Annotated in this window: 19 protein-coding genes; 12 read left to right on the top strand and 7 right to left on the bottom strand. The window is 57.3% G+C overall.

Annotated elements, in window-relative coordinates; all coding sequences use genetic code 11:
• Nucleotides 1–261: 261 nt before the first annotated feature.
• From NHF56_RS19205 to NHF56_RS19180, 6 genes are all read right to left on the bottom strand, one after another.
• The gene (locus NHF56_RS19205; RefSeq protein WP_252807601.1) at nt 262–1,557 is read right to left on the bottom strand and encodes an ABC transporter substrate-binding protein; all 1,296 of its coding nucleotides are present in this window, start codon (nt 1,555–1,557) and stop codon (nt 262–264) included.
• Nucleotides 1,558–1,816: 259 nt separating this feature from the next.
• Nucleotides 1,817–3,292 carry a 6-hydroxynicotinate reductase gene (locus tag NHF56_RS19200; RefSeq protein ID WP_252807599.1) on the bottom strand — a complete coding sequence of 492 codons (1,476 nt, stop codon included), beginning with the start codon at nt 3,290–3,292 and terminating at the stop codon, nt 1,817–1,819.
• 118 nt (nt 3,293–3,410) lie between these two features.
• Nucleotides 3,411–3,947, bottom strand: a complete 537-nt coding sequence (locus tag NHF56_RS19195; protein WP_252807597.1) for an AAA family ATPase — start codon at nt 3,945–3,947, stop codon at nt 3,411–3,413.
• Between the two features lie 26 nt (nt 3,948–3,973).
• Nucleotides 3,974–4,459, bottom strand: coding sequence for a cytochrome c (locus NHF56_RS19190; RefSeq protein ID WP_252807595.1), 486 nt, complete (start codon nt 4,457–4,459; stop codon nt 3,974–3,976).
• A 308-nt stretch (nt 4,460–4,767) separates the two neighbouring features.
• The gene (locus NHF56_RS19185) at nt 4,768–5,811 is read right to left on the bottom strand and encodes an AbrB family transcriptional regulator (RefSeq protein WP_252807593.1); all 1,044 of its coding nucleotides are present in this window, start codon (nt 5,809–5,811) and stop codon (nt 4,768–4,770) included.
• A gap of 9 nt (nt 5,812–5,820) precedes the next feature.
• Nucleotides 5,821–6,768, bottom strand: a complete 948-nt coding sequence (locus tag NHF56_RS19180; RefSeq protein ID WP_252807591.1) for an ornithine cyclodeaminase family protein — start codon at nt 6,766–6,768, stop codon at nt 5,821–5,823.
• 207 nt (nt 6,769–6,975) lie between these two features.
• Between NHF56_RS19180 and NHF56_RS19175 the strand changes: the two genes are divergently transcribed.
• The 6 genes from NHF56_RS19175 (at nt 6,976) to NHF56_RS19150 (ending at nt 12,064) form a co-directional block, all read left to right on the top strand.
• Nucleotides 6,976–7,395: a heme-binding protein gene (locus NHF56_RS19175; protein WP_252807589.1), complete on the top strand. Its 420-nt coding sequence runs from the start codon at nt 6,976–6,978 to the stop codon at nt 7,393–7,395.
• A 76-nt stretch (nt 7,396–7,471) separates the two neighbouring features.
• Nucleotides 7,472–8,422 (top strand): sugar-binding transcriptional regulator, encoded by a 951-nt coding sequence (locus NHF56_RS19170; protein ID WP_252807587.1) that lies wholly within the window; start codon nt 7,472–7,474, stop codon nt 8,420–8,422.
• 116 nt (nt 8,423–8,538) lie between these two features.
• The gene (locus tag NHF56_RS19165) at nt 8,539–9,402 is read left to right on the top strand and encodes a hypothetical protein (protein WP_252807585.1); all 864 of its coding nucleotides are present in this window, start codon (nt 8,539–8,541) and stop codon (nt 9,400–9,402) included.
• A gap of 56 nt (nt 9,403–9,458) precedes the next feature.
• Nucleotides 9,459–10,064 carry a hypothetical protein gene (locus tag NHF56_RS19160; protein ID WP_252807583.1) on the top strand — a complete coding sequence of 202 codons (606 nt, stop codon included), beginning with the start codon at nt 9,459–9,461 and terminating at the stop codon, nt 10,062–10,064.
• 133 nt (nt 10,065–10,197) lie between these two features.
• The gene (locus NHF56_RS19155) at nt 10,198–10,941 is read left to right on the top strand and encodes a TerC family protein (protein WP_252807581.1); all 744 of its coding nucleotides are present in this window, start codon (nt 10,198–10,200) and stop codon (nt 10,939–10,941) included.
• 85 nt (nt 10,942–11,026) lie between these two features.
• On the top strand, nt 11,027–12,064 hold the full coding sequence (locus NHF56_RS19150; RefSeq protein WP_252807579.1) for an AraC family transcriptional regulator: 1,038 nt from the start codon (nt 11,027–11,029) through the stop codon (nt 12,062–12,064).
• On the opposite strand, the gene NHF56_RS19145 is transcribed toward NHF56_RS19150, so the two are convergent.
• Nucleotides 12,061–13,236, bottom strand: coding sequence for an alpha/beta fold hydrolase (locus tag NHF56_RS19145; protein ID WP_252807578.1), 1,176 nt, complete (start codon nt 13,234–13,236; stop codon nt 12,061–12,063). The two genes, NHF56_RS19150 and NHF56_RS19145, sit on opposite strands and share 4 nt — an antisense overlap.
• Before the next feature lie 130 nt (nt 13,237–13,366).
• Here NHF56_RS19145 and NHF56_RS19140 point away from each other — a divergent pair, with 130 nt between their 5' ends.
• The 6 genes from NHF56_RS19140 to NHF56_RS19115 all read left to right on the top strand — a co-directional run bounded on the left by NHF56_RS19140 (nt 13,367) and on the right by NHF56_RS19115 (nt 19,829).
• Nucleotides 13,367–14,668, top strand: a complete 1,302-nt coding sequence (locus NHF56_RS19140) for a sugar ABC transporter substrate-binding protein (RefSeq protein WP_252807576.1) — start codon at nt 13,367–13,369, stop codon at nt 14,666–14,668.
• Between the two features lie 159 nt (nt 14,669–14,827).
• Entirely contained in the window at nt 14,828–15,697 is an 870-nt protein-coding gene (locus NHF56_RS19135; protein ID WP_252807575.1) for a carbohydrate ABC transporter permease, read from the top strand.
• A 3-nt stretch (nt 15,698–15,700) separates the two neighbouring features.
• Nucleotides 15,701–16,531, top strand: coding sequence for a carbohydrate ABC transporter permease (locus tag NHF56_RS19130; RefSeq protein WP_252807573.1), 831 nt, complete (start codon nt 15,701–15,703; stop codon nt 16,529–16,531).
• 12 nt (nt 16,532–16,543) lie between these two features.
• Nucleotides 16,544–17,545 carry an ABC transporter ATP-binding protein gene (locus NHF56_RS19125; protein ID WP_252807571.1) on the top strand — a complete coding sequence of 334 codons (1,002 nt, stop codon included), beginning with the start codon at nt 16,544–16,546 and terminating at the stop codon, nt 17,543–17,545.
• Nucleotides 17,542–18,315 carry an L-iditol 2-dehydrogenase gene (locus NHF56_RS19120; protein ID WP_252807569.1) on the top strand — a complete coding sequence of 258 codons (774 nt, stop codon included), beginning with the start codon at nt 17,542–17,544 and terminating at the stop codon, nt 18,313–18,315. Before NHF56_RS19125 ends, NHF56_RS19120 begins: the two co-directional genes overlap by 4 nt.
• Before the next feature lie 38 nt (nt 18,316–18,353).
• A complete protein-coding gene (locus NHF56_RS19115; protein WP_252807568.1) occupies nt 18,354–19,829 on the top strand; it encodes a mannitol dehydrogenase family protein in 1,476 nt (491 codons plus the stop codon).
• The last annotated feature ends 2 nt before the right edge of the window (nt 19,830–19,831 follow it).

Raw genomic sequence — 19,831 nt, 5'->3', positions numbered from 1 at the left:
ATGCCTTTCCCGCTTGCGGGATAGGCGTCAGGGGTGGGAACCCCTCATCCGTCCGTTGGACACCTTCTCCCCAAGGGGAGAAGGACGGGCTGCAACACCGTCCCCAGCATGAAACTGGTTTAGGTATGCCTCTTCGGGGGCTTTCTCCCCTTGGGGAGAAATGTCATGCGAAGCGTGACAATGAGGGGTTCTCGTCCGAGACGTCAAAGAACCCCCTCATCCGTCGTTCTGCCGACTGCTCTCCAGAGAGAGAAGGGTCAATCAGAGCGACATCTTGGAGTAGTCGACTTCCGGCTCGTACATGCCTTCTTCGATGGTGGTGGTGTAGACCACTTCCATCTTGGAGCTCTTCACCTGCGAGATGTTCTGAACACCAAAGGCCTGGTGGGTCTTGGGGTCCATGACCTTCTTGCCCTGCGGATGCTCGTTGGAGGCTTCCATCGTGCCGAGGTTTTCCAGCGCCTCGATGAAGGCTTCCTTCTGTTCAACACCCTTGTAATCAGCCGCTTCCATGGCCGACTTGATCGCAAAAAGCGTTTCCCAGACAGAGAACATGTGCGAGTAGGTGGAGATATCCTTCGGATCCGAGGTCGATGCGCCATTGGCGTCAACACCGACGGCCTCGCGGTAGAACTTGTCGAATTCGGTCTGATCGGCCTGCGCATAACGCGGGGCGGCTTCCCAGAAATAGCTGTCTTCCAGGAAGGAAAGCTGCGGCGTGGCCAGATCAACGGCTTCGATGGAGTCCACAAAGCCGAAAATGGCCGGGTGGCTGGAGCCGAAGAATTCGCCGAGTTCCTTCACGAAGGTCAGGACGCCCGGACCCACCATGACGTGATAGATCACGTCGGACGAGGGATCGATCTGCGGGAAGTAACGCGAGAAGGATGTTTCGGTCGGCGGAACCGGGATGAGGGTGGAAACTTCGCCGCCCTGTTCCTTCATTGCCGCTGAGAAGAAGTCGCGGTGACCATAGCCGAAAGCATAATCCGGATAGATCATGGTGACTTTCTTGCCGAGGTTTTTGGAAACCCAGGGCGCCATGGAGGCGATCTGCGATTTTACGTCCGTGATGCCCGGCTGGAAAGCGTAGCGCGAGAAACCACCGGCTGCCAGCTGATGGGTTTCCGAACACATGAGGTAAGGCACTTTAAGCTCACCAGCGCGTGGAGCCGCAGCTGCCACCACATGGCTGAAGAGCTGGCCGAAAATTGCGTCGACCTTATATTCGGTGGCGAATTTTTCCACCACTTCCGTGCCGCGCTTCGGATCGGTGCCATCATCTTCGATGATCAGCTCAATCGGCATGCCGTTGATGCCGCCACCATCATTGATGATCTTGACGGCAGCGTTCGCCACGCGCTCATACCAGCGGCCATAGGCAGCACCAATGCCGGTGCGGTGGATGGGTGCGCCGAGCTTGATGGTTTCCCCGGCATGTGCCAGGCCATGACGCAGCACGGCGGGAGAAAGGATGAGCGAGGTTCCCGCTGCAAGACCTTTCAGCGCTGTGCGGCGCGTGAGATTGAAGGTTTTATTTCCAGTTTTGTCGGTCATGAACGTTCCCCTGTTCTTGAAACGAATGCTGCAATCGGCTTGGATTTATATCCCTATAAACCCGCTTCCCGGTAGGCCGCTTTTGCACACATATGACGTCTTCTGCGCCTTTTATTTATGTGTACACAAACGATTATGGCTGCAATTCATTTGCTGTCAAATGAATATCGATCCATCCCGCAGGAAATATTTCGAATCGGTGTTTTAAACGTCTTTGTACCTCTTTCGCCGTTTCGGTTTGGCGCGAATATTTGCTGTGTCAGCTCAGCGGCCAGGGATTACCCTTCTTGCTGCCGACACTGCGCGCGCCGCTCAGAATGTGATCGTTCTGTTTTGCCCTGACACCGTTGACGGCATCCTGCAGCGGCATGACGTAATCCATATGACCGCCGAGCGCGCGGTAATCTTCAGCGCGCATGGTGAATTCAATGGGTGCGACGAGGGCTGGCGTCGGCACATGACCGAAAGAATTTTTCGGCATGCGGGTGACATCCACCATGAAGGTGATACCGCCGCCCGGCCAGACGAAGACGGGTGCGCCGCCGCTGGTCACGGTGGTGATCGCCGCCTGCACCGAGCGGGTGAGCCCGATTGGATTTTCGGTCGTGCCGGCGCGCAGCGATCCGCCGGCTCCCGCCATGAACAGAACCGAGGTCATGGCCGGCTCGCAGTTTTCGGCAATACGTTCGGCGGACGGCTTCAGCCGCGGTGGCATATCCTTTTCCACCGGCTCAAGGTCTTCGTTCAGCTCGTAATAGGCCGCATGCTCGCCAGTGGTTGAAACCATCAAAATGGACAGGCCGGGCCAGGCCGTCTTGGGATTGAATTTGCCGATGATTTTCAGCGGATCGTCAAGGTCCGTGCCGCCCCAGCCGGTGCCTGGTTCGGCCACCTGGAAATAGCGGCCAGGGGTGGATCGGCGGCCATTGATCTTGATGCCGGTTTCCGGCCAGCCGATGACTTTGCCCGCCTGGTGTTCGGACATGACGCCGGTGATATGGTCGTCAACCACGATCACCTCATCGACAAGACCCTTCCACTGGGCGGCAAACATGCCCACCGTGGCCGAGCCGCAGCCGACGCGCATCACGTTTTCTTGCGTGCCGTTGACAATCGGCGGTTTGCCAGCCTCGACAATCAGCGTAGCGCCGTCATCGATGGTCATTTCCACGGGCTCGCCATTGCAGAGCCGCAGCAGCGCATCACAGGTAACACGGCCCTCTTTCTTGGAGCCGCCGGTCAGGTGGTTCACGCCGCCAAGCGAGAGCATCTGGCTGCCATATTCTGCTGTCGTCACATGGCCGATTTGTTCGCCCTCGACCCGGACGGGGGAACATTCATGCCCCAGATGCCGGTCGGTATCGATTTTGACCTTGGCACCGCAATAGGAAAATATCCCTTCGGTGACGACGGTGATCATATCGACACCGTTCACCTCGGAAGACACGATAAAGGGGGCTGGCTTGTAATCCGGATAGGTTGTTCCGGCACCCACAGCCGTGATGAAACGGCTCTGGCCGCTGTCCACGCCTTCGCTTTCGCTACTCGCGAGGAAGGGAACGACATCGCCACCATCTTCCAGCCGGTTTTCCAGAATGGTGAGCGGGTCGAGACGCACCAGCTCGCCGCCTGCATTGGCGTAACGGTCACAAGCGCCAGAGCGTCCATCAGCGATGTAACACATCACCGGACAGGCGTCACAACGGATCTTCTCTGGCTTAACCGCTTCGTTCATAGCTGCCTCAAAATTCGTTCGTACACGAATATTACTGAAGATTGAGAACAGCGCAAGCGGCTTTTGAAAATTGGTGAAATTTGCGCTCAAAGCCCGAGAAGACGGGCGTTCCAACACTTCAGGCCTGCTCTGCAAGGCAGCGAAGAATAAAATCGGCCCTCTCGCCAACGGGTGTCTTTGGAAGAAGAATGATCGTGTAGCCGAGGCTCGGAAATGTCTGTAACAGCCGTTCATATTCGGCGATGGCGTCGTTCAAGCCATGTCGCCGCTCGGGGTCGCTGGCATAGATTTCCGGCCATGGCGGGGTTATGAAAACCATCGTGTTATAGCGATGACTGGCCGCCAGTTTTTCGTCCAGAGGCGCGCCGGTTGTATGCTGCAGGGCCGCCAGCGCATCGATGAGACCGCGGTCGAAGAAGGCCCAGTTTTGCGCGTCTTCGTGTGCTGCGTGATCGACAAGCGCCATATCGATGGCGCGCCGCGCAAAGGCTTCCATGTCAATCCAGGGCAGGGCCTTGCCGCCACTTGCTTTTTCTTCCTGCACGATGCGGCGTCCGGGCTCCTCAACCGTGGCATAGCCGCGCGCAGAAAGCTCTTGTAAAAGTGTGGACTTCCCGCCGCCTGAGCATCCGGAAATGAGAACGCGTTTATTCATGCCGCTTTTCCCAGGTCTTTCCTGTTTCAGTTTTCAGCCAGCAGATTGTCCTGCGCATTATATTCGCGGTTGATGGCCTCGTGCATGGTGCGCACCTGTTCGGGCCAGCGCGAGACGATATAGGCGATGGTGGCCTTGATTTCGGCATCTGTCAGCGTGTGGTTGAACTGCGGCATGCCCTTGCCGCCTGCCACCGCCGGAAAGGTGCAGATATCATCCAGCACGCCGGTCTTGATATAGCGGAAAATGGCGCGGTCGGCATGTTCCCACGTATGGCCGGTGGCATCATGCGGCGGCGCAAGCGGATTTTCCGGCGTGCTCTCGGTCTGCCAGCCGGGTTGTCCCTCGCCATTTACGCCGTGACAGGCCGCACAATGGGTAGCGTAGGTGCTGTGGCCAAGAGCAATCACCTGCGCGTCGGCCTGCCGATGCGCCGGTTCACCTCGCATGAAGAGGAAGAGGGCTGCGGCGAGGCAGATAAATATAAGCAATGCAGCGGCGAAGCGGATCAAAGCAAAAACGTCTCCTCTTCTACCTCAGCCTGACAGATAACGGACTGAACTGTCTTTTGCCACATTGAAGCACATAGCTATTTTCAATTTCAAGGGTGAGCCGGCGAGCCAAATCCAACTCGACACAACGCCTTCACAGGATGTATATTCCACATAGCTCGTGTGGGAGAGAGATTATGACTGGCATTGATCCTATCAAAGTCTAAGCAGAATCGCCGACAAAGGTCTTCAACTGACCGATAGACGTTCAGATGTTTTTTTCCGTTCGTGCGAGTCCGCTTTTAAAACGATCTCTCTGATTGCAGCTTTCAAACCTTGCGGGGGGCAACCCACCGCAAGACAATCGGCAGCATGATCAGGATGAGTACCAGGCGGAAAATGTGGTGGGTGGCCACGTAGGCCGGGTCGTAACCGAGCGAGAGTGCCATGGCGCTCATGCCTTCCACGCCGCCGGGCGCGAAGGACACCCAGACCTGGCCGAAGGGCAGGGCAAGCAGCCTGGCAAAGACCAGGCTGACGAGAGCCGAAATGGTCAGCGCGAGAACAGACATGGCAAGGCCCGCTTTGAAGAGGCGGCGGACCTGGGCGGCACTGACGGCGGAAAAGCGCGCTCCGATGACAGCGCCTGCGAGCGCAAAGCCGATGAAGGTGAGCGCGGCGGCAGGGCGGCCTTCCACCATTCCCGCACCATGAGCAATGCCGCTCAAGGCCATGCTGGCAAGGATGTAGGCGGCGGGGATACGCGCCCGTTCAAACAGAAAACCCGCCACACCGGCCACGGCAATCAGGATCAGGCTTGTCGGCATGTCGAGCGTATGGGGCGCACTCACCTTCGCGGTTGCACCGGCTGCATGCTCGATCATCGCAATGGCCGGCGGCAGGAAGATGGTCAGAACAAAAAGCCGCATGCATTGCAGCACCATGACAAAGGTGAGATCGGTGTCGTGCCGGCGCTCGGTTGCCAGAGACAGCGTGTAGGACAGCGCACCGGGCGTGGTGGCAAGGGTGGCGGTGGCGCGCGTTGCGCCGAAGAAGCGATTGAGCACAAAACCCGAGGACAGCATCACCAGCATGACCGTGATCGTCAGCCCCGTGAGGCTTGCCGGAAAGCGCATGAGATCGGACAGGAAATGCGGCGTTATGCCCGCGCCGAGCGAGACGCCGATTGTGGTGAAGCCGAGATTGCGCAAAAGGGCAGGTACCACCAGCTTGAAGCCGAAAGCGGCCAGCAGCGTCACGGCCAGCGTGGAACCGACCAGCGGGCCGGCGGGGACGCCCAGAAACTGAAAGACTGCGCCGCCCGAAAGTGCGGCAGCAAGCGTGATGAGAACAGGTAAGATGTTTCGAGACATGAATGCCGCCTAAGACCGATGACCGGCAACAAGCTTTGCCGCTAGAATGGCAGCGGCCAAATCTTCAATGGCCGTCCCGACACCCTTGAAGAGCGTGATTTCATCGTCGGATTTTCGTGGGTTTCGGTTGTCACGGCAAAGGTCAAGCAAGGTGCCGCAGATATCGGCATCGGCGATCACCCCGGATTGAAGCGGAACGGCAATATCGCCACTTTCCACCTTCGCATGGTCCGTGTCGATATAGACGGAGGCACGTTGGACAGCCTCATCATCCACCTCGCGCATTTGCGGGGTAAAGCTGCCGATGAGATCCACGTGCTGGCCGGGTTTCAGCCAGGCGCCTTTGACCACCGGTTCCTTGGAAAGTGTTGCGCAGGAAATGATGTCGGCTTTGCCCACCGCTCTCTCCAGATCATCCACGGGTTTCGCATCAATACCTTCAGCCCGCAGGTTTTCGGCGAGCCTTTCGGCATTGGCGGCGGTGCGGTTCCAAACGCTCACCGTTTCAATCGGCAGGGCAGCGCGATAGGCATGCGGGATATTGGCAGCCACGCGGCCGGAACCGACCACCAGCAGATGGGAGCTGTCAGGCCGCGCGATGCGTTTGGCCGCCAAGGCCGAGGCTGCCGCCGTGCGCCGTGCGGTCAATTCGCCACCATCGAGGATCAGCTTGTGCTGACCTGTCTTGCGATCAAAAAGAATGTAGCTTGAGGAAATGGCTGGCAGACCGAGATCGGCATTTCCCGGATGCACATTGACAATCTTGACGCCACCCCAGCCCGCATTCTGCCAGGCCGGCATCAAGAGCAGCACATCGGCGGCACCATTTGCATTCTCCATGAAATGGTGATGGCGCAACGGCGATGTGCATTCTGCGCGAAAGCCTTCGTCCAGTGCTTCCAGAAGGGCCGGAAAGGGCAGGGCGTTGCGGGTTTCCTCAAGGCTGAGCAGCTGCATATCGTCTCCATCTGCTTTTTTCTTTGGTTTCAAATTGTAAGTGCGCGGTCAATTTATCGCTCGCTTATGTCACAGGAAACCTGTTGGCTTCAGTTTTTTGTTGCTTTTTCAGGGTGGCGAAAAGTGGGGCGCTGCTTATAAATGCCGGGTGATCCAAGTTGAAATGGCGGCTTGTGCAAGCCCCGCGAAACCGAAAGGTGCGTTTTCATGTCTTTTACCCGTCCCGCTGTTGCTCTCAACCATCAAGGTGTTCTCGCCGCACTTCAGGCCGCTGTGGCCAAGGCCGAAGAAATCGGCGTTCCGCAGGATATTGTCATTGTCGATCAGAGCGGCGAAACGCTGGCCAAACTGCGTATGGATGGCGCCAAATTCACCTCCATGCACACAGCCAATGCCAAGGCGGTGACAGCGGCCTCCATCAATGCGCCGACAGGCAACATGCCGACCGAATTCGGCGTGGCGGCAGGTATTGCGACGCAAGGCCGCGTGATCAACCTCAAGGGCGGGTTGCCGATCCGTTTCGACGGCCTTCTGGCGGGCGCCATCGGTGTTGGCTCGGGAACCGGCGATCAGGACGTTGAAGTCGGTCAGGCGGCCTTGAAGGCGATTGGCGCAGACCCGGTCTGAGGCATTTTGCCCACGGCACCCGGTTTGACAGAAATCGGGTTTGTTGGCAGCTTATCCGTCGCAAGGGTGGGAATTCATGGCGAAAAGACCGGAGAGCCAGACAAGGCTGGATGACGCCGCAAGAGCCGGCTGGCTCTATTATGTCGCCGGTCACACACAGGATGAAATCGCCAATGTGATGGCGATTTCGCGCCAGAGTGCGCAGCGCCTGATTTCGCTTTCCATGGCTGAAAAGCTCATCAAGGTGCGTCTGGACCACCCCATTGCCGTCTGCCTCGAGCTGGCTGACGCCGTGAAGAAGACGTTCGGCCTGAAAATGGTCGAGATCGTTCCCACTGACCCGTCTTCCAGCTCAACCACAGTCGGGCTGGCCGAGGCCGGTGCGGCAGAGCTGGAGCGCTGGCTGAAAAAGCCTGAAGCGCTGACCATTGCCATGGGTACCGGGCGCACGCTGCGGTCCATGATCGACCAGCTTTCGCCCATGGAATGTCCCCAGCACAGCATCGTGTCGCTCACCGGCAATATCAGTCCGGACGGCTCGGCTGCCTATTACAACGTCATCTTCTCCATGGCCGATGCGGTCAAAGCACCGCATTTTCCCATGCCGCTTCCGGTGGTGGTCTCCTCGCGGGAGGAACGCGACCTGATGCACGGCCAGCCCTTGATCGAGCGCACGCTCAAACTGAGCGGCAAAGCCGATGTGACCTTTGTGGGCATTGGCGAACTGGGGGCGGATGCGCCGCTGCTGCTCGACGGTTTCCTGAACGCCGAAGAGATGGACCAGCTCGTTCACTCGGGAGCCGCCGGCGAAGTCTGCGGCTGGATTTTCGGCGCCGATGGCACACTGATCGACCACCCTTTCAACGAACGCGTCGCCAGCCATCCCATTCCGCCACGCGAAACCTCAACCGTGATCGGCATTGCCCGCGGCGAACGCAAACACAAAGCCATCAAAGCCGCCGTTCAGGGTGGGATTATCAACGGGCTGATTACGGATGAAGAGGCCGCACGGATGTTGCTGGGGTGAGGTATGCTCAGGCCGCAATCTGTTGCAAAAGACTTGGCCTGTAAGGTGGATATTAACACTATGGATTTTAAAAGTGTTCCCTCAATTACAATTTAAGAGCGAGTGGCGAGGGGAACATGGAATTTACACGGCGTGAATTGGTGGGCGGGGCGCTTGCCTCACTGGCACTTCCAACGATTGGCTATGCCAATTCTGATTTGGAATTTACACAGGCGATCATTCTCGAAAATCTGGAAAAGAGCATCTGGCTATCGACCAACACGGCGGCCAAGCGTGCGGTCTATGTGATGGCTGCACCGTGGTGTCCCTTTTGCCATCAACTCTATGAGGCGCAGGCCGCAATCGAACATGATCTAGATTTCCGGTTCGTCTACATGAGCTTTCGCCGTTTCGGAAATGCCGTGGCCAACGCCTATTTCTCGGACAGGCAGGATCAGGTTGGGCTTTTCTATGAAAATCCGAACGAGAAAAACAACGCACTTTCCGATAAGTCGGCGGCGTTTATCGATGAAGTCAATACAGTTGCCGGCCACATCATGGCCCCGGCAGTCGGATCACATATATCAGGGTCGGGCGGGTCTTCCTCCGGTCAATCATTCGCCTATCCGACAGTTGTTTTCATGGATTCCCAGAGCCGGCTTCAGGCTATGCTGGGTGCCTGGAATTCTCTCGACTATCTGATATCGGAAAGTGGAACGGCGACCTCACCCGAAGCGGATCCAGGCCGCTATAGCGACCTGGTTCGGTCTCCGCCGGTTCGCCGTGGGGTCAATCGAAACCACTTTGCCAAAGTTAAAGGCACATATCTCTACAGCGCGCCGCGTCTGGATGCACCGAAGGTGGATGTGCTTGAGGAGGGCAGTGGCTACTTTTTTGAATACTCTGCCGAGGTAGACGGCGAACAGTGGATCGGGACAGCTCCGTTTAACAATTATGCGGGGCTGAGCTGGGGAAAGAAAGCCGACTTCTTCACGCAGTGATATGAACAGCGCGCAGATACAAAGCATCAGCCGGTGGCATAGAGAGACGAACACGGATGAGTTTTTTCAAGAAACACGCAGACGCGTTAAACAGCGCATCGCAGGTCATTGGTATACTGGGAGGCCTTGCTGGGATTTTGAGCGGTGGTTTGGCGATTTACGCGCTTTATGAGCCGGGAGTTGCCATTGATTTTCTGCAGAAACTTCAGAAGTCAAACGTTGAGATTTCTGAGAACACCAAGGAGATCGCCGGCTCCTCTAAGGAAATCGAAAAAAACACTGATGTGATCGCGAAAAATGTGCCTTTTTGGTTGAACGTGAAAAGCCTCGAGCGAAACGGATATGGCGGTATTTACATTGTCTACGAAAACGCGACCAACACGACAATTCGAAACGCGTCCATTCGGTTCTTCCAGGGTGAAAAGCAGGTTGACGAACTAAAGACAGTGTTCCCGCCGAGAGAACAGGTCAAGACGAAGATGCCGACATATTATGAGATTCCCGCTTCCGAATACACCGTCTGTGTAACGGGAACGGTGGCGGCCACCGGCGACACGCTCTATGAGCGGCGTGTCTATCCCTACAATGAAACCTTCATCTTTTATGACACGATGAAAGACTATGAGTTTACCGATCAGCCGACGGGAATTTGTGCATCGTGATTGAGCACAGTCTCGCGAATGTGTCTCGCCCTTATCGGCGGCTTGTCGAAACAAGTTCTATTCTCATGCGTTGAACAATGGTGATTGCTACACCAAATACCGTTCCACGCAATTTCCGGGGGTCGTTTGCTGCATGGAAAACCTGGCAACGCTGATTCAAGATCCAGCCGCATGGATGGCGCTTGTCACGCTGGTCGTTATGGAAGTCGTTCTGGGTATCGACAACCTGATCTTCATTTCCATTCTCACCAACAAGCTTCCCCCTGAACACAGACAGAAAGCGCGGCGCGTCGGCATCGGCCTTGCGCTCGTCATGCGGCTTGCGCTTCTGGGTACAGTTGCCTGGATCGTCAAGCTCACCACCCCTATCTTTTCCCTCTTCGAACATGACTTCTCCTGGAAGGACATCATCCTGATTGCCGGTGGTCTGTTTCTCATGTGGAAGGCGACGAAGGAAATTCACCACAATGTTGATCCGGAACCCAACAAGGATGATTTCATGTCCGGGCGGGCCACCACGACGCTCGCCTCGGCCATCGGGCAAATCCTCATTCTCGATCTGGTCTTTTCCATCGACAGCATCATCACGGCTGTTGGCATGACGCCGCATCTGCCGATCATGTTTGTGGCGGTCATCGCGGCCGTGACCGTGATGCTGATTGCGGCAACCCCGCTCGCCAATTTCATCGAGAGAAATCCAACCATCGTCATGCTGGCGCTCGCCTTCCTGATGATGATCGGGACGACGCTGATTGCCGAAGGCATGGGCTTCCACGTTCCGAAAGGCTATATCTACGCGGCCATGGCGTTCTCGGCGCTGGTGGAATTCTTGAATATGCTGGCCCGCAATGCCCGTTCGCGCAACAGAGGGGCGTAGATCGTCAAGATCGGCCTTGTAAAATGCCCGCAGGCTGTGCTGGAAGAAAAGACCGCCGAAACGATCCGGCACCGAGACCTGTTTGATGCCCGCAATTCCGCTGCCTTTTGTCGTTGCCCTGTTGCTGGCGGCTCTCCTTGTCCGCATGCTGCTGGATGACGGCTGGCGCTTCAGGCCGGTTACGATCTTCGTTGCGGCCTGCATCGTGCTCATGGTCACGGTCGGCCTGCGCTGGACGGTTGATTTTGCCTGGGTCAGATTTTTGCAACCGGTCGTTGCCTCACTGCTGCCGCCCATTGCCTGGCTCTGCTTTTCCGGCATGCGACAGGCGACTTCACGGGGCAGGATTTGGCTGCATTTTCTGAGCCCCGTGGTGATGGTGGTTCTGTCAGCCATGTGGCGTCAATGGCATCCGCCGTTGGATCTGCTGATCGCCATTCTTTATTTCGGCTATGGTGCAGCACTGATCCGCAACGGCTGCGGCGGGCCTGATCAACTGGAGAATGTGCGGCTGAGCGATGTTGGTCGTGCCCGCCAGGCCGTCTTGACCGCCGGTGGACTTCTTTTCTTCTCCGGTCTCGTCGATCTCGCCATTTTCGCCGATTTCGATATCTATCGTGGCACGCACGCTGCTTCCATCGTCGCCGTGGCCAATATGCTGACATTGCCCGCCATTGCCTACGCCATTGCCATCATAGGCCGAAGCGTGCCGGAAAGCCGGCGTGAGGCCTCCCAAGAGGATGAGTCCTCCAGCCGCCAGACGGACAATGTGGCGAGCCAAGAAGACAACGCAATCATGGAAAAGGTTGACGCCGCCATGAAGGCAAGAAAACTCTATCGCGACCCGGACCTGACGCTGGAGAGGATAGCGCGCCGTCTCGGCGTTCCTGCCCGCCAGATATCCGCCGCGATCAACCGCATTCATGGGCGAAATGTCTCCCAGATCGTCAACGAATATCGGGTCAGCGAGGCAAAGCGCCTTTTGCTGAAAACCGATCTCCCGGTGACGAGCGTGATGTTTGAAAGCGGTTTCCAGACGAAATCGAACTTCAATCGCGAATTTGCGCGGGTGGCTGGAACGACACCGAGCCGCTATCGCCGCTCGGTGGTCATCGACGGCTAATGTTTCTCCGCAAAAGCGTCCTTCAGAAATTCGGTTATCAGAGAGGCGGTTTCATCGTGGATTTCCGCGCGTGATCGCGTTCCGCCATCACGGCAGATAATCCCGTCACCAGGGACCTCCGCATCCAGAAGCGCAGACGCGCCGGGCTTGCAAAGCTGCATGAAGCTGAAATGCATGGCATCGGGGATGTCTATATATGTGGACGATGCCTTTGGCAGGTTTTCAGCAAGATAGCCGGATTCCACCTTGGCCGGCATGTCACCAATATCGGTTCCCGCACTGACGACAAGAAAAGGGACTTTGACGGCTGCCAGACTTTCCGGCGTGAACCCTTGGGCGCCACCGAGATCAAGTGAGACGACTGCGCTGACCCGCGGATCACCCATCGGCCTTTCAAGTGCCGGGTTGTCCAATCCCAGTTCCTCAGCCAAGTGGCATACGGCAGGAACGGAATTGATTTGGCAAGCCGCCTTGAAGCGTTGCGTGTCGAAATGCGCCCCGGCGATTGCCGAAACCGTCCAGCCACCGAGCGAATGGCCGATAGCGGCGATCCTGTCCAAATCCACCGCGCCACCGAGCCGCGGGTCGGCGGTCATGGCATCGATGACCCGACTTAGATCATGCGGTCGCTCCCACAATTGCTGCGCTTGAGCTGGGTCTCGATTGCGTGTCGTGGTGCCGGGGTGGTCGGGTGCTGCCACAATATAGCCGTTGTGGGACAGTGTGGCGGCCAGCCAGCTCAGATTGCGCCAGCTGCCGCCGAAGCCATGAGAGAGCACAATCAGCGGGCGGTCTCCCGGTGTCGGCTTGGCCTCCGGTATCGCCGCAATGCCCTGGAAGGCCGCATTTTCGCCGACGGCGACAGCGTCCGTTTGCGCATCTGTGGGATACCAGATCGTCACATGAAGCGGACGTGCGCCGTCCTCGCCCAATAGGGTTTCCAGAAATCCGATCGCGTCACTGCAATAGGCCTGTGTTGCCAGGCAGAGTGACAAGGCGGTGAAAGAAAAAAGTTTCAACATGAAAGCCTCTCGATTGACGTTGATGAGACCGGCATCACCCGTTTTCGCCTCTTCCGCGACCTCGAACGCGATCGAGGTCGTGATTTCGAGAAGGATCGCGTTGATTGTGCGGTCTTCAGCCTCTTGTTGTCGGGTGCAATAAAATATCAAGCAAAATCAATATATTGCTCCTCCACTTCGGCGGTGCAGCAACGAAATCCTATTGACATTTTTACGCACAAGGCGATTATTTGCCCATGAGCATAGCAATTGCTCACTTTCTTCATGTGGGAGGGAAAACATGAAACTGAGAACAATCCTGCTGAGCGCAAGCTCGGCTGTCGCCATGTTTGGCATGGCGCATGCCGAAACCATCACCATTGCCACCGTGAACAATGGCGACATGGTTCGCATGCAGAAACTCACCGACGATTTCACCAAGGCAAATCCGGATATCGAACTGAACTGGGTCACGCTGGAAGAAAACGTTTTGCGCCAGAAGGTCACCACCGACATTGCTACCAAGGGCGGTCAGTATGACGTTTTGACCATCGGCACTTATGAAGTTCCGATCTGGGCGAAAAACGGCTGGCTTCTGGAGCTGAACCAGGTTGACGATGTGGACGACCTGATCCCGGCGATCCGCGATGGCCTATCGGTTGACGGTAAGCTTTATGCATCGCCCTTCTATGGCGAAAGCTCCATGGTTATGTACCGCACCGACCTGATGGAGAAGGCCGGTCTGGAAATGCCGCAGGCCCCGACCTGGGACTTCATCAAAAAGGCTGCCGAAGCCATGACCGACCGTGAAAACGGCGTAAACGGCATTTGCCTTCGCGGCAAGGCTGGTTGGGGCGAAAACATGGCCTTCCTCACAGCCATGTCCAACTCCTATGGCGCACGCTGGTTTGATGAAAACTGGCAGCCGCAGTTTGATACGCCCGAGTGGAAGGCCACGCTCGATTCCTATCTCGAGCTGATGAACAATTATGGTCCTGAAGGCGCATCCTCCAACGGCTTTAATGAAAACCTCGCGCTCTTCCAGCAGGGCAAGTGCGGCATGTGGATCGATGCCACGGTTGCGGCCTCCTTCGTCACCAATTCCGACGAATCGACGGTTGCCGACAAGGTTGGTTTTGCACTCGCCCCCGACAATGGTCTGGGCAAGCGCGCCAACTGGCTGTGGGCCTGGTCTCTGGCCGTTCCCGCCGGTACGCAGAAGGCTGATGCGGCGCAGAAGTTCGTCTCCTGGGCAACCTCCAAGCACTACACCGAGCTGGTGGCTGAAAAGGAAGGTTGGGCGAACGTTCCTCCGGGTACCCGCAAGTCGCTCTACATGAACGACAAATATCTTGAAGCGGCACCGTTCGCCAAGATGACGCTGGCCTCGATCAACGAGGCTGACCCGCAGCATCCGACCGTCAAGCCGGTGCCTTATGTGGGCGTGCAGTTCGTGGCCATCCCCGAATTCCAGGGCATGGGTACGGCCGTCGGCCAGCAGTTCTCGGCAGCCCTTGCCGGTCAGAAGAGTGCTGATGAAGCGCTTGCTGCCGCACAGCAGCTGACCACCCGCGAAATGACCAAGGCCGGTTACATCAAGTAAGAAGTCCATCCCGAGGACATATCATCTGTCGCCACCTGACCGGCGGCAGAACTTGGGGCCGCGTTCATCGCAGTATGTGCGCGGCCCCCTTTTTATAGGCTCTGCTGAAAGCGGTAATGCGGCTCCTTGCTTTTCGCGGAAACGTCTTTGGAGGCTAACATGGCAACGACGCAAATGCGCACCACCGCGAGATTGATGCTCGCGCCGTCGGTGATCCTGCTCTTGATCTGGATGGTCGTGCCGCTTGCTGCGACACTCTACTATTCCTTCCAGAATTACAGTCTGTTGAACCCGATCACGTCCTTTGCGGGCTGGGGCAACTATTATTACTTCCTCACCGATCCGGCCTTTTCCTCGGCAGTGGTCAATACCCTGCTTCTGGTTGGCGGCGTTCTGCTGATCTCCGTGGTGGGCGGCACCTTCCTGGCGCTACTCATAGACCAGCCGATTTTCGGGCAGGGGATTGTACGCATTCTCGTCATCTCGCCCTTCTTCGTGATGCCGACGGTGGCAGCCCTTGTCTGGAAAAACATGATGATGAACCCGATCTACGGGATCTTCGCATGGTTGCTTAGCCTGTTTGGCCTTCCGCCGATTGATTTCTTCGCGCAGATCCCGCTGCTTTCGGTCACCATCATTGTGGCCTGGCAGTGGCTTCCCTTTGCCACGCTCATTCTGCTGACCGCACTTCAATCCTTGGATGGCGAACAGATCGAGGCAGCCGAAATGGATGGGGCAGGCGCTGTGTCGCGCTTCATCTATCTGGTGCTGCCGCACCTCTCGCGCGCCATCACGGTGGTCATCCTGATTGAGACGATTTTCCTGTTGAGCGTGTTTGCAGAAATTCTCGTCACCACCAATGGCGGTCCGGGTACGGCCACCACCAACCTGCCGTTCCTGGTCTACACCCAGGCGCTACTGAGCTACGACGTCGGCGTTGCGTCAGCCGGTGGTGTGATCGCGATCATCGTTGCCAACATTGTTGCATTCTTCCTGATGCGCATTGTCGGCAAGAACCTGGAGGCGTAAACCATGGCCCGCAATGTAACCACTGCCAAACGCGTCGGCTGGTCAATCGCCGCCTGGTTTGTCGCACTGCTGATCTTCTTTCCCATTCTGTGGACGGTGATCACCAGCTTCAAATCGGAAGGTGCAGCTATTGCCTTCCCGCCGGTCTTCTTCGATTTCGACTGGACGCTTTCAAGCTATGTCGAAGTGCAGGAACGCTCCGACTATCTGCTCCATGTGTGGAACTCCGCCGTTATCTCGCTCGGCTCGACCTTCATCGCGTTGCTGATTTCCATTCCGGCGGCCTGGTCCATGGCGTTTAACCCGACCAAGCGCACCAAGGACATTCTGATGTGGATGCTCTCCACCAAGATGCTGCCTGCGGTCGCCGTTCTTGTGCCTTTCTATCTGGCCTACAAGAACCTCGGGCTTCTCGACACCAAGCTCGGCCTGATCATCATTCTGACCATGATGAACCTGCCGATCCTCATCTGGATGCTGTTTTCCTACTTCAAGGAAATTCCAGGCGAAATTCTGGAAGCCTGCCGCATGGACGGGGCAACGCTTGGCCAGGAGATTGTCTACATTCTCACGCCCATGGCCGTGCCGGGGATCGCCTCGACACTGCTCCTCAACATCATCATGGCCTGGAACGAAGCGTTCTGGACCCTCAACATTTCCGCCTCTCAGGCCGCACCGCTATCAGCCTTCATCGCCTCCTATTCGTCACCGGAGGGACTGTTCTGGGCGAAGCTTTCGGCAGCATCGACGCTGGCGATCGCTCCGATCCTCATCATGGGCTGGTTCTCGCAGAAACAGCTGGTTCGCGGTCTGACCTTTGGCGCAGTCAAGTAAAGGATGTCTATCATGGGCAGCATTCATCTGAACAAAGTCTCCAAGGTCTTTGGCGATCTGAAAGTGATCCCCTCGCTGGACCTGGAAATCAATGAAGGCGAATTCGTCGTCTTCGTCGGCCCGTCGGGCTGTGGCAAGTCTACCCTTCTGCGCCTCATTGCAGGTCTGGAAGATTTGTCCGGTGGCACCATCTCCATCGATGGCAACGATGTGACCAATGCACCGCCTGCCAAACGCGGCCTTGCCATGGTGTTCCAGTCTTATGCGCTTTATCCGCACATGTCGGTGCGCAAGAACATCGCTTTCCCGCTGAAAATGGCGGGCGAGGACAAGGCCACCATTGACAAGAAGGTGGAAGACGCAGCCCGCGTTCTGAACCTCACCGACTATCTGGAGCGCAAGCCCGGCCAGCTTTCCGGCGGCCAGCGCCAGCGCGTGGCCATTGGCCGTGCGATTGTCCGCCAGCCGACGGCCTTTCTGTTCGACGAGCCGCTTTCCAACCTTGATGCGGCTTTGCGCGTGACCATGCGTCTGGAAATTTCCGAACTGCACCACGAGCTCGGCACCACCATGATCTATGTGACCCACGACCAGGTGGAAGCCATGACGATGGCCGACAAGATCGTGGTTTTGAATCGCGGCAATATTGAGCAGGTCGGCTCGCCGATGGAGCTTTACAACCATCCGCGCAATCTCTTTGTGGCCGGCTTCATCGGTTCGCCGAAGATGAATTTTGTTGAGGGGAAGGACGCCCAGGCGTTCGGCGCACCCACCATTGGCATCCGTCCGGAGCACCTTTCGTATTCCTCCTCGGAAGGGGCTTGGAAGGGCAAGGTCGGTGTTGCCGAACATCTGGGTTCCGACACGTTCTGCCATGTGCACACGGAAAATTCCGGCACCATGACGCTGCGCGTCAGCGGTGAGGCCGGGCTGAAACACGGCGACACGATCTATCTGACACCGGAAGAGAGCCGCATTCATCGTTTCGACGATAAGGGGCTTGCAATCGCATGAAACGGCTGGATGGAAAATCGGCGCTGATCACCGGATCGGCCCGTGGCATCGGCAAGGCCTTCGCGGAAGCCTATATCCGCGAGGGTGCCACCGTTGCCATTGCCGATATCAATATGGCGCAGGCGGAGGCAACGGCTTCTGAGCTTGGGGCTTCAGCCTATGCCGTGCATATGGATGTGACCGACCAGGCCTCCATCGATGCGGCCATTCAGGCGGTCGAAGCACGTTGCGGCGGGCTTGATATCCTGATCAACAATGCCGCGCTCTTTGATCTGGCACCCATCGTGGAGATAACGCGGGCAAGCTATGAAAAGCTCTTTTCGATCAATGTGTCGGGAACGCTTTTTACCATGCAGGCCGCTGCGCGGTCGATGATCAAGGCAGGCAAGGGCGGCAAGATCATCAACATGGCAAGCCAGGCAGGCCGTCGCGGCGAGGCGCTGGTGGCAGTCTACTGCGCCACCAAGGCGGCTGTGATCTCGCTCACCCAGTCTGCCGGGCTCGATCTCATCAAGCACGGCATCAATGTCAATGCAATTGCCCCCGGCGTCGTCGATGGCGAGCATTGGGACGGTGTTGATGCGCTGTTTGCCAAACATGAGGGCCTGCAGCCGGGCGAAAAGAAGAAGAGCGTGGGCGAGGCGGTGCCTTTCGGGCGCATGGGCCGGGCCGAAGACCTGACCGGCATGGCCATATTCCTCGCCTCGCCGGAAGCCGACTACATCGTCGCGCAAACCTACAATGTCGATGGCGGCAACTGGATGAGCTGACCGCTCTCCGGTCCACCGCCCAATACGGGAAGAGACCCATGACAAAACTGTCGCTTCAAAATCTCAAAGACCTTTCCGAAAAGGTGTCGGTTCCCAACTATAGCCGCGAGCAGCTGAGCCCCGGCATCCTGCATTTCGGTGTCGGCAATTTCCACCGCGCCCATATGGCGGTCTACCTGCATGAGCTGTTCAATCAGGGCAAAAACCTGGATTTTGCCATCATCGGCGCGGGTATCATGCCCTCTGATGCGAAGATGAAGGAAACGCTGGCCGCGCAGGATTATCTGACGACCGTTGTCGAGCAGGATATCAACCGCTCTGCCGCCACGATCACCGGCCCGATGATCGATATCATCACCGCACCCGATTTCGGCCGTATCATTGAAACGCTTGCCGATCCGGCAATCCGCATTGTTTCGATGACAATCACCGAAGGTGGCTATTTCATCGATTCCTCCACCGGCAAGTTTGATACCAGACACCCGGCCATCCAGGCCGATGCAGCCAATGCGGATGCACCGAAAACGGTGTTCGGGCTGATCATTGCGGGGCTGAAAGCGCGCAAGGAAAAGGGGCTTGCCCCGTTCACCGTCATGTCCTGCGACAATATTCCGGGCAATGGCGAGGTAACGGAAGCCGCCGTGGTGGAGCTGGCAAAACTCAGCGATCCGGATTTCGCCCATTGGATCCACACCAATGTTGCGTTTCCGAATTCCATGGTGGACCGCATTACACCGGCAACCGGCCCGCGCGAAATCGAGATTGCGGCCACGCGTTACGGCGTCGAAGATGGCTGGCCGGTCTTTTGCGAAGAGTTCAAGCAATGGGTGCTGGAAGACAATTTCCCGCAGGGCCGTCCGGCCTTTGAAGATGTCGGGGCAACCTTTGTTCCCGATGTCGCGCCTTATGAGCTGATGAAGTTGCGCATTCTCAATGGCGGGCATGCGGCCATTGCCTATCCGGCGGCCCTGATGGACATTCACTTCGTTCACGAAGCCATGGAAAACCCCTTGATTGCCGGTTTCCTCTCCAAGCTCGAACATGACGAAATCGTGCCTGTCGTGCCGCCGGTTCCAGATACCAGCCTCTCCGATTATGTGGCGCTGATCGAGCGCCGTTTCATCAATCCCAATATTGGCGACACCATCCCGCGTCTGGCGCAGGACGGCTCCAACCGGCAGCCGAAATTCATCCTGCCATCAACCGCTGACCGGCTGGCCAAGGGCCTGGATGTCACCGGCCTTGCGCTCGTCTCCGCACTCTGGTGCAAATATTTCGAAGGCGTGAGCGATAGCGGCAAACAGATCGTGTTCAATGATGCCAGTGCAGAGCGCCTGCAGGCTGCAGCGCTGGCCTCGCGGGAAGACCCATCGGTCTTTCCGGCATTGGAGGATATCTTCGGCAAGGTGGGCACCAACCCGACATTTCTCGCACGCTTTTCCCATGCCTTGGAGAGCCTGCGCGAGAAGGGGACTGCCGCAACCTTGCAGGACTATCTGGACGGAGCGCTCTAAAG

The organism is Rhizobium sp. L1K21 (genome assembly GCF_024055895.1).
GTDB lineage: Bacteria > Pseudomonadota > Alphaproteobacteria > Rhizobiales > Rhizobiaceae > Ensifer_A.
The sequence above is the reverse complement of the archived record's forward strand: the minus strand, read 5'-3'. Positions and strand labels throughout refer to the sequence as shown.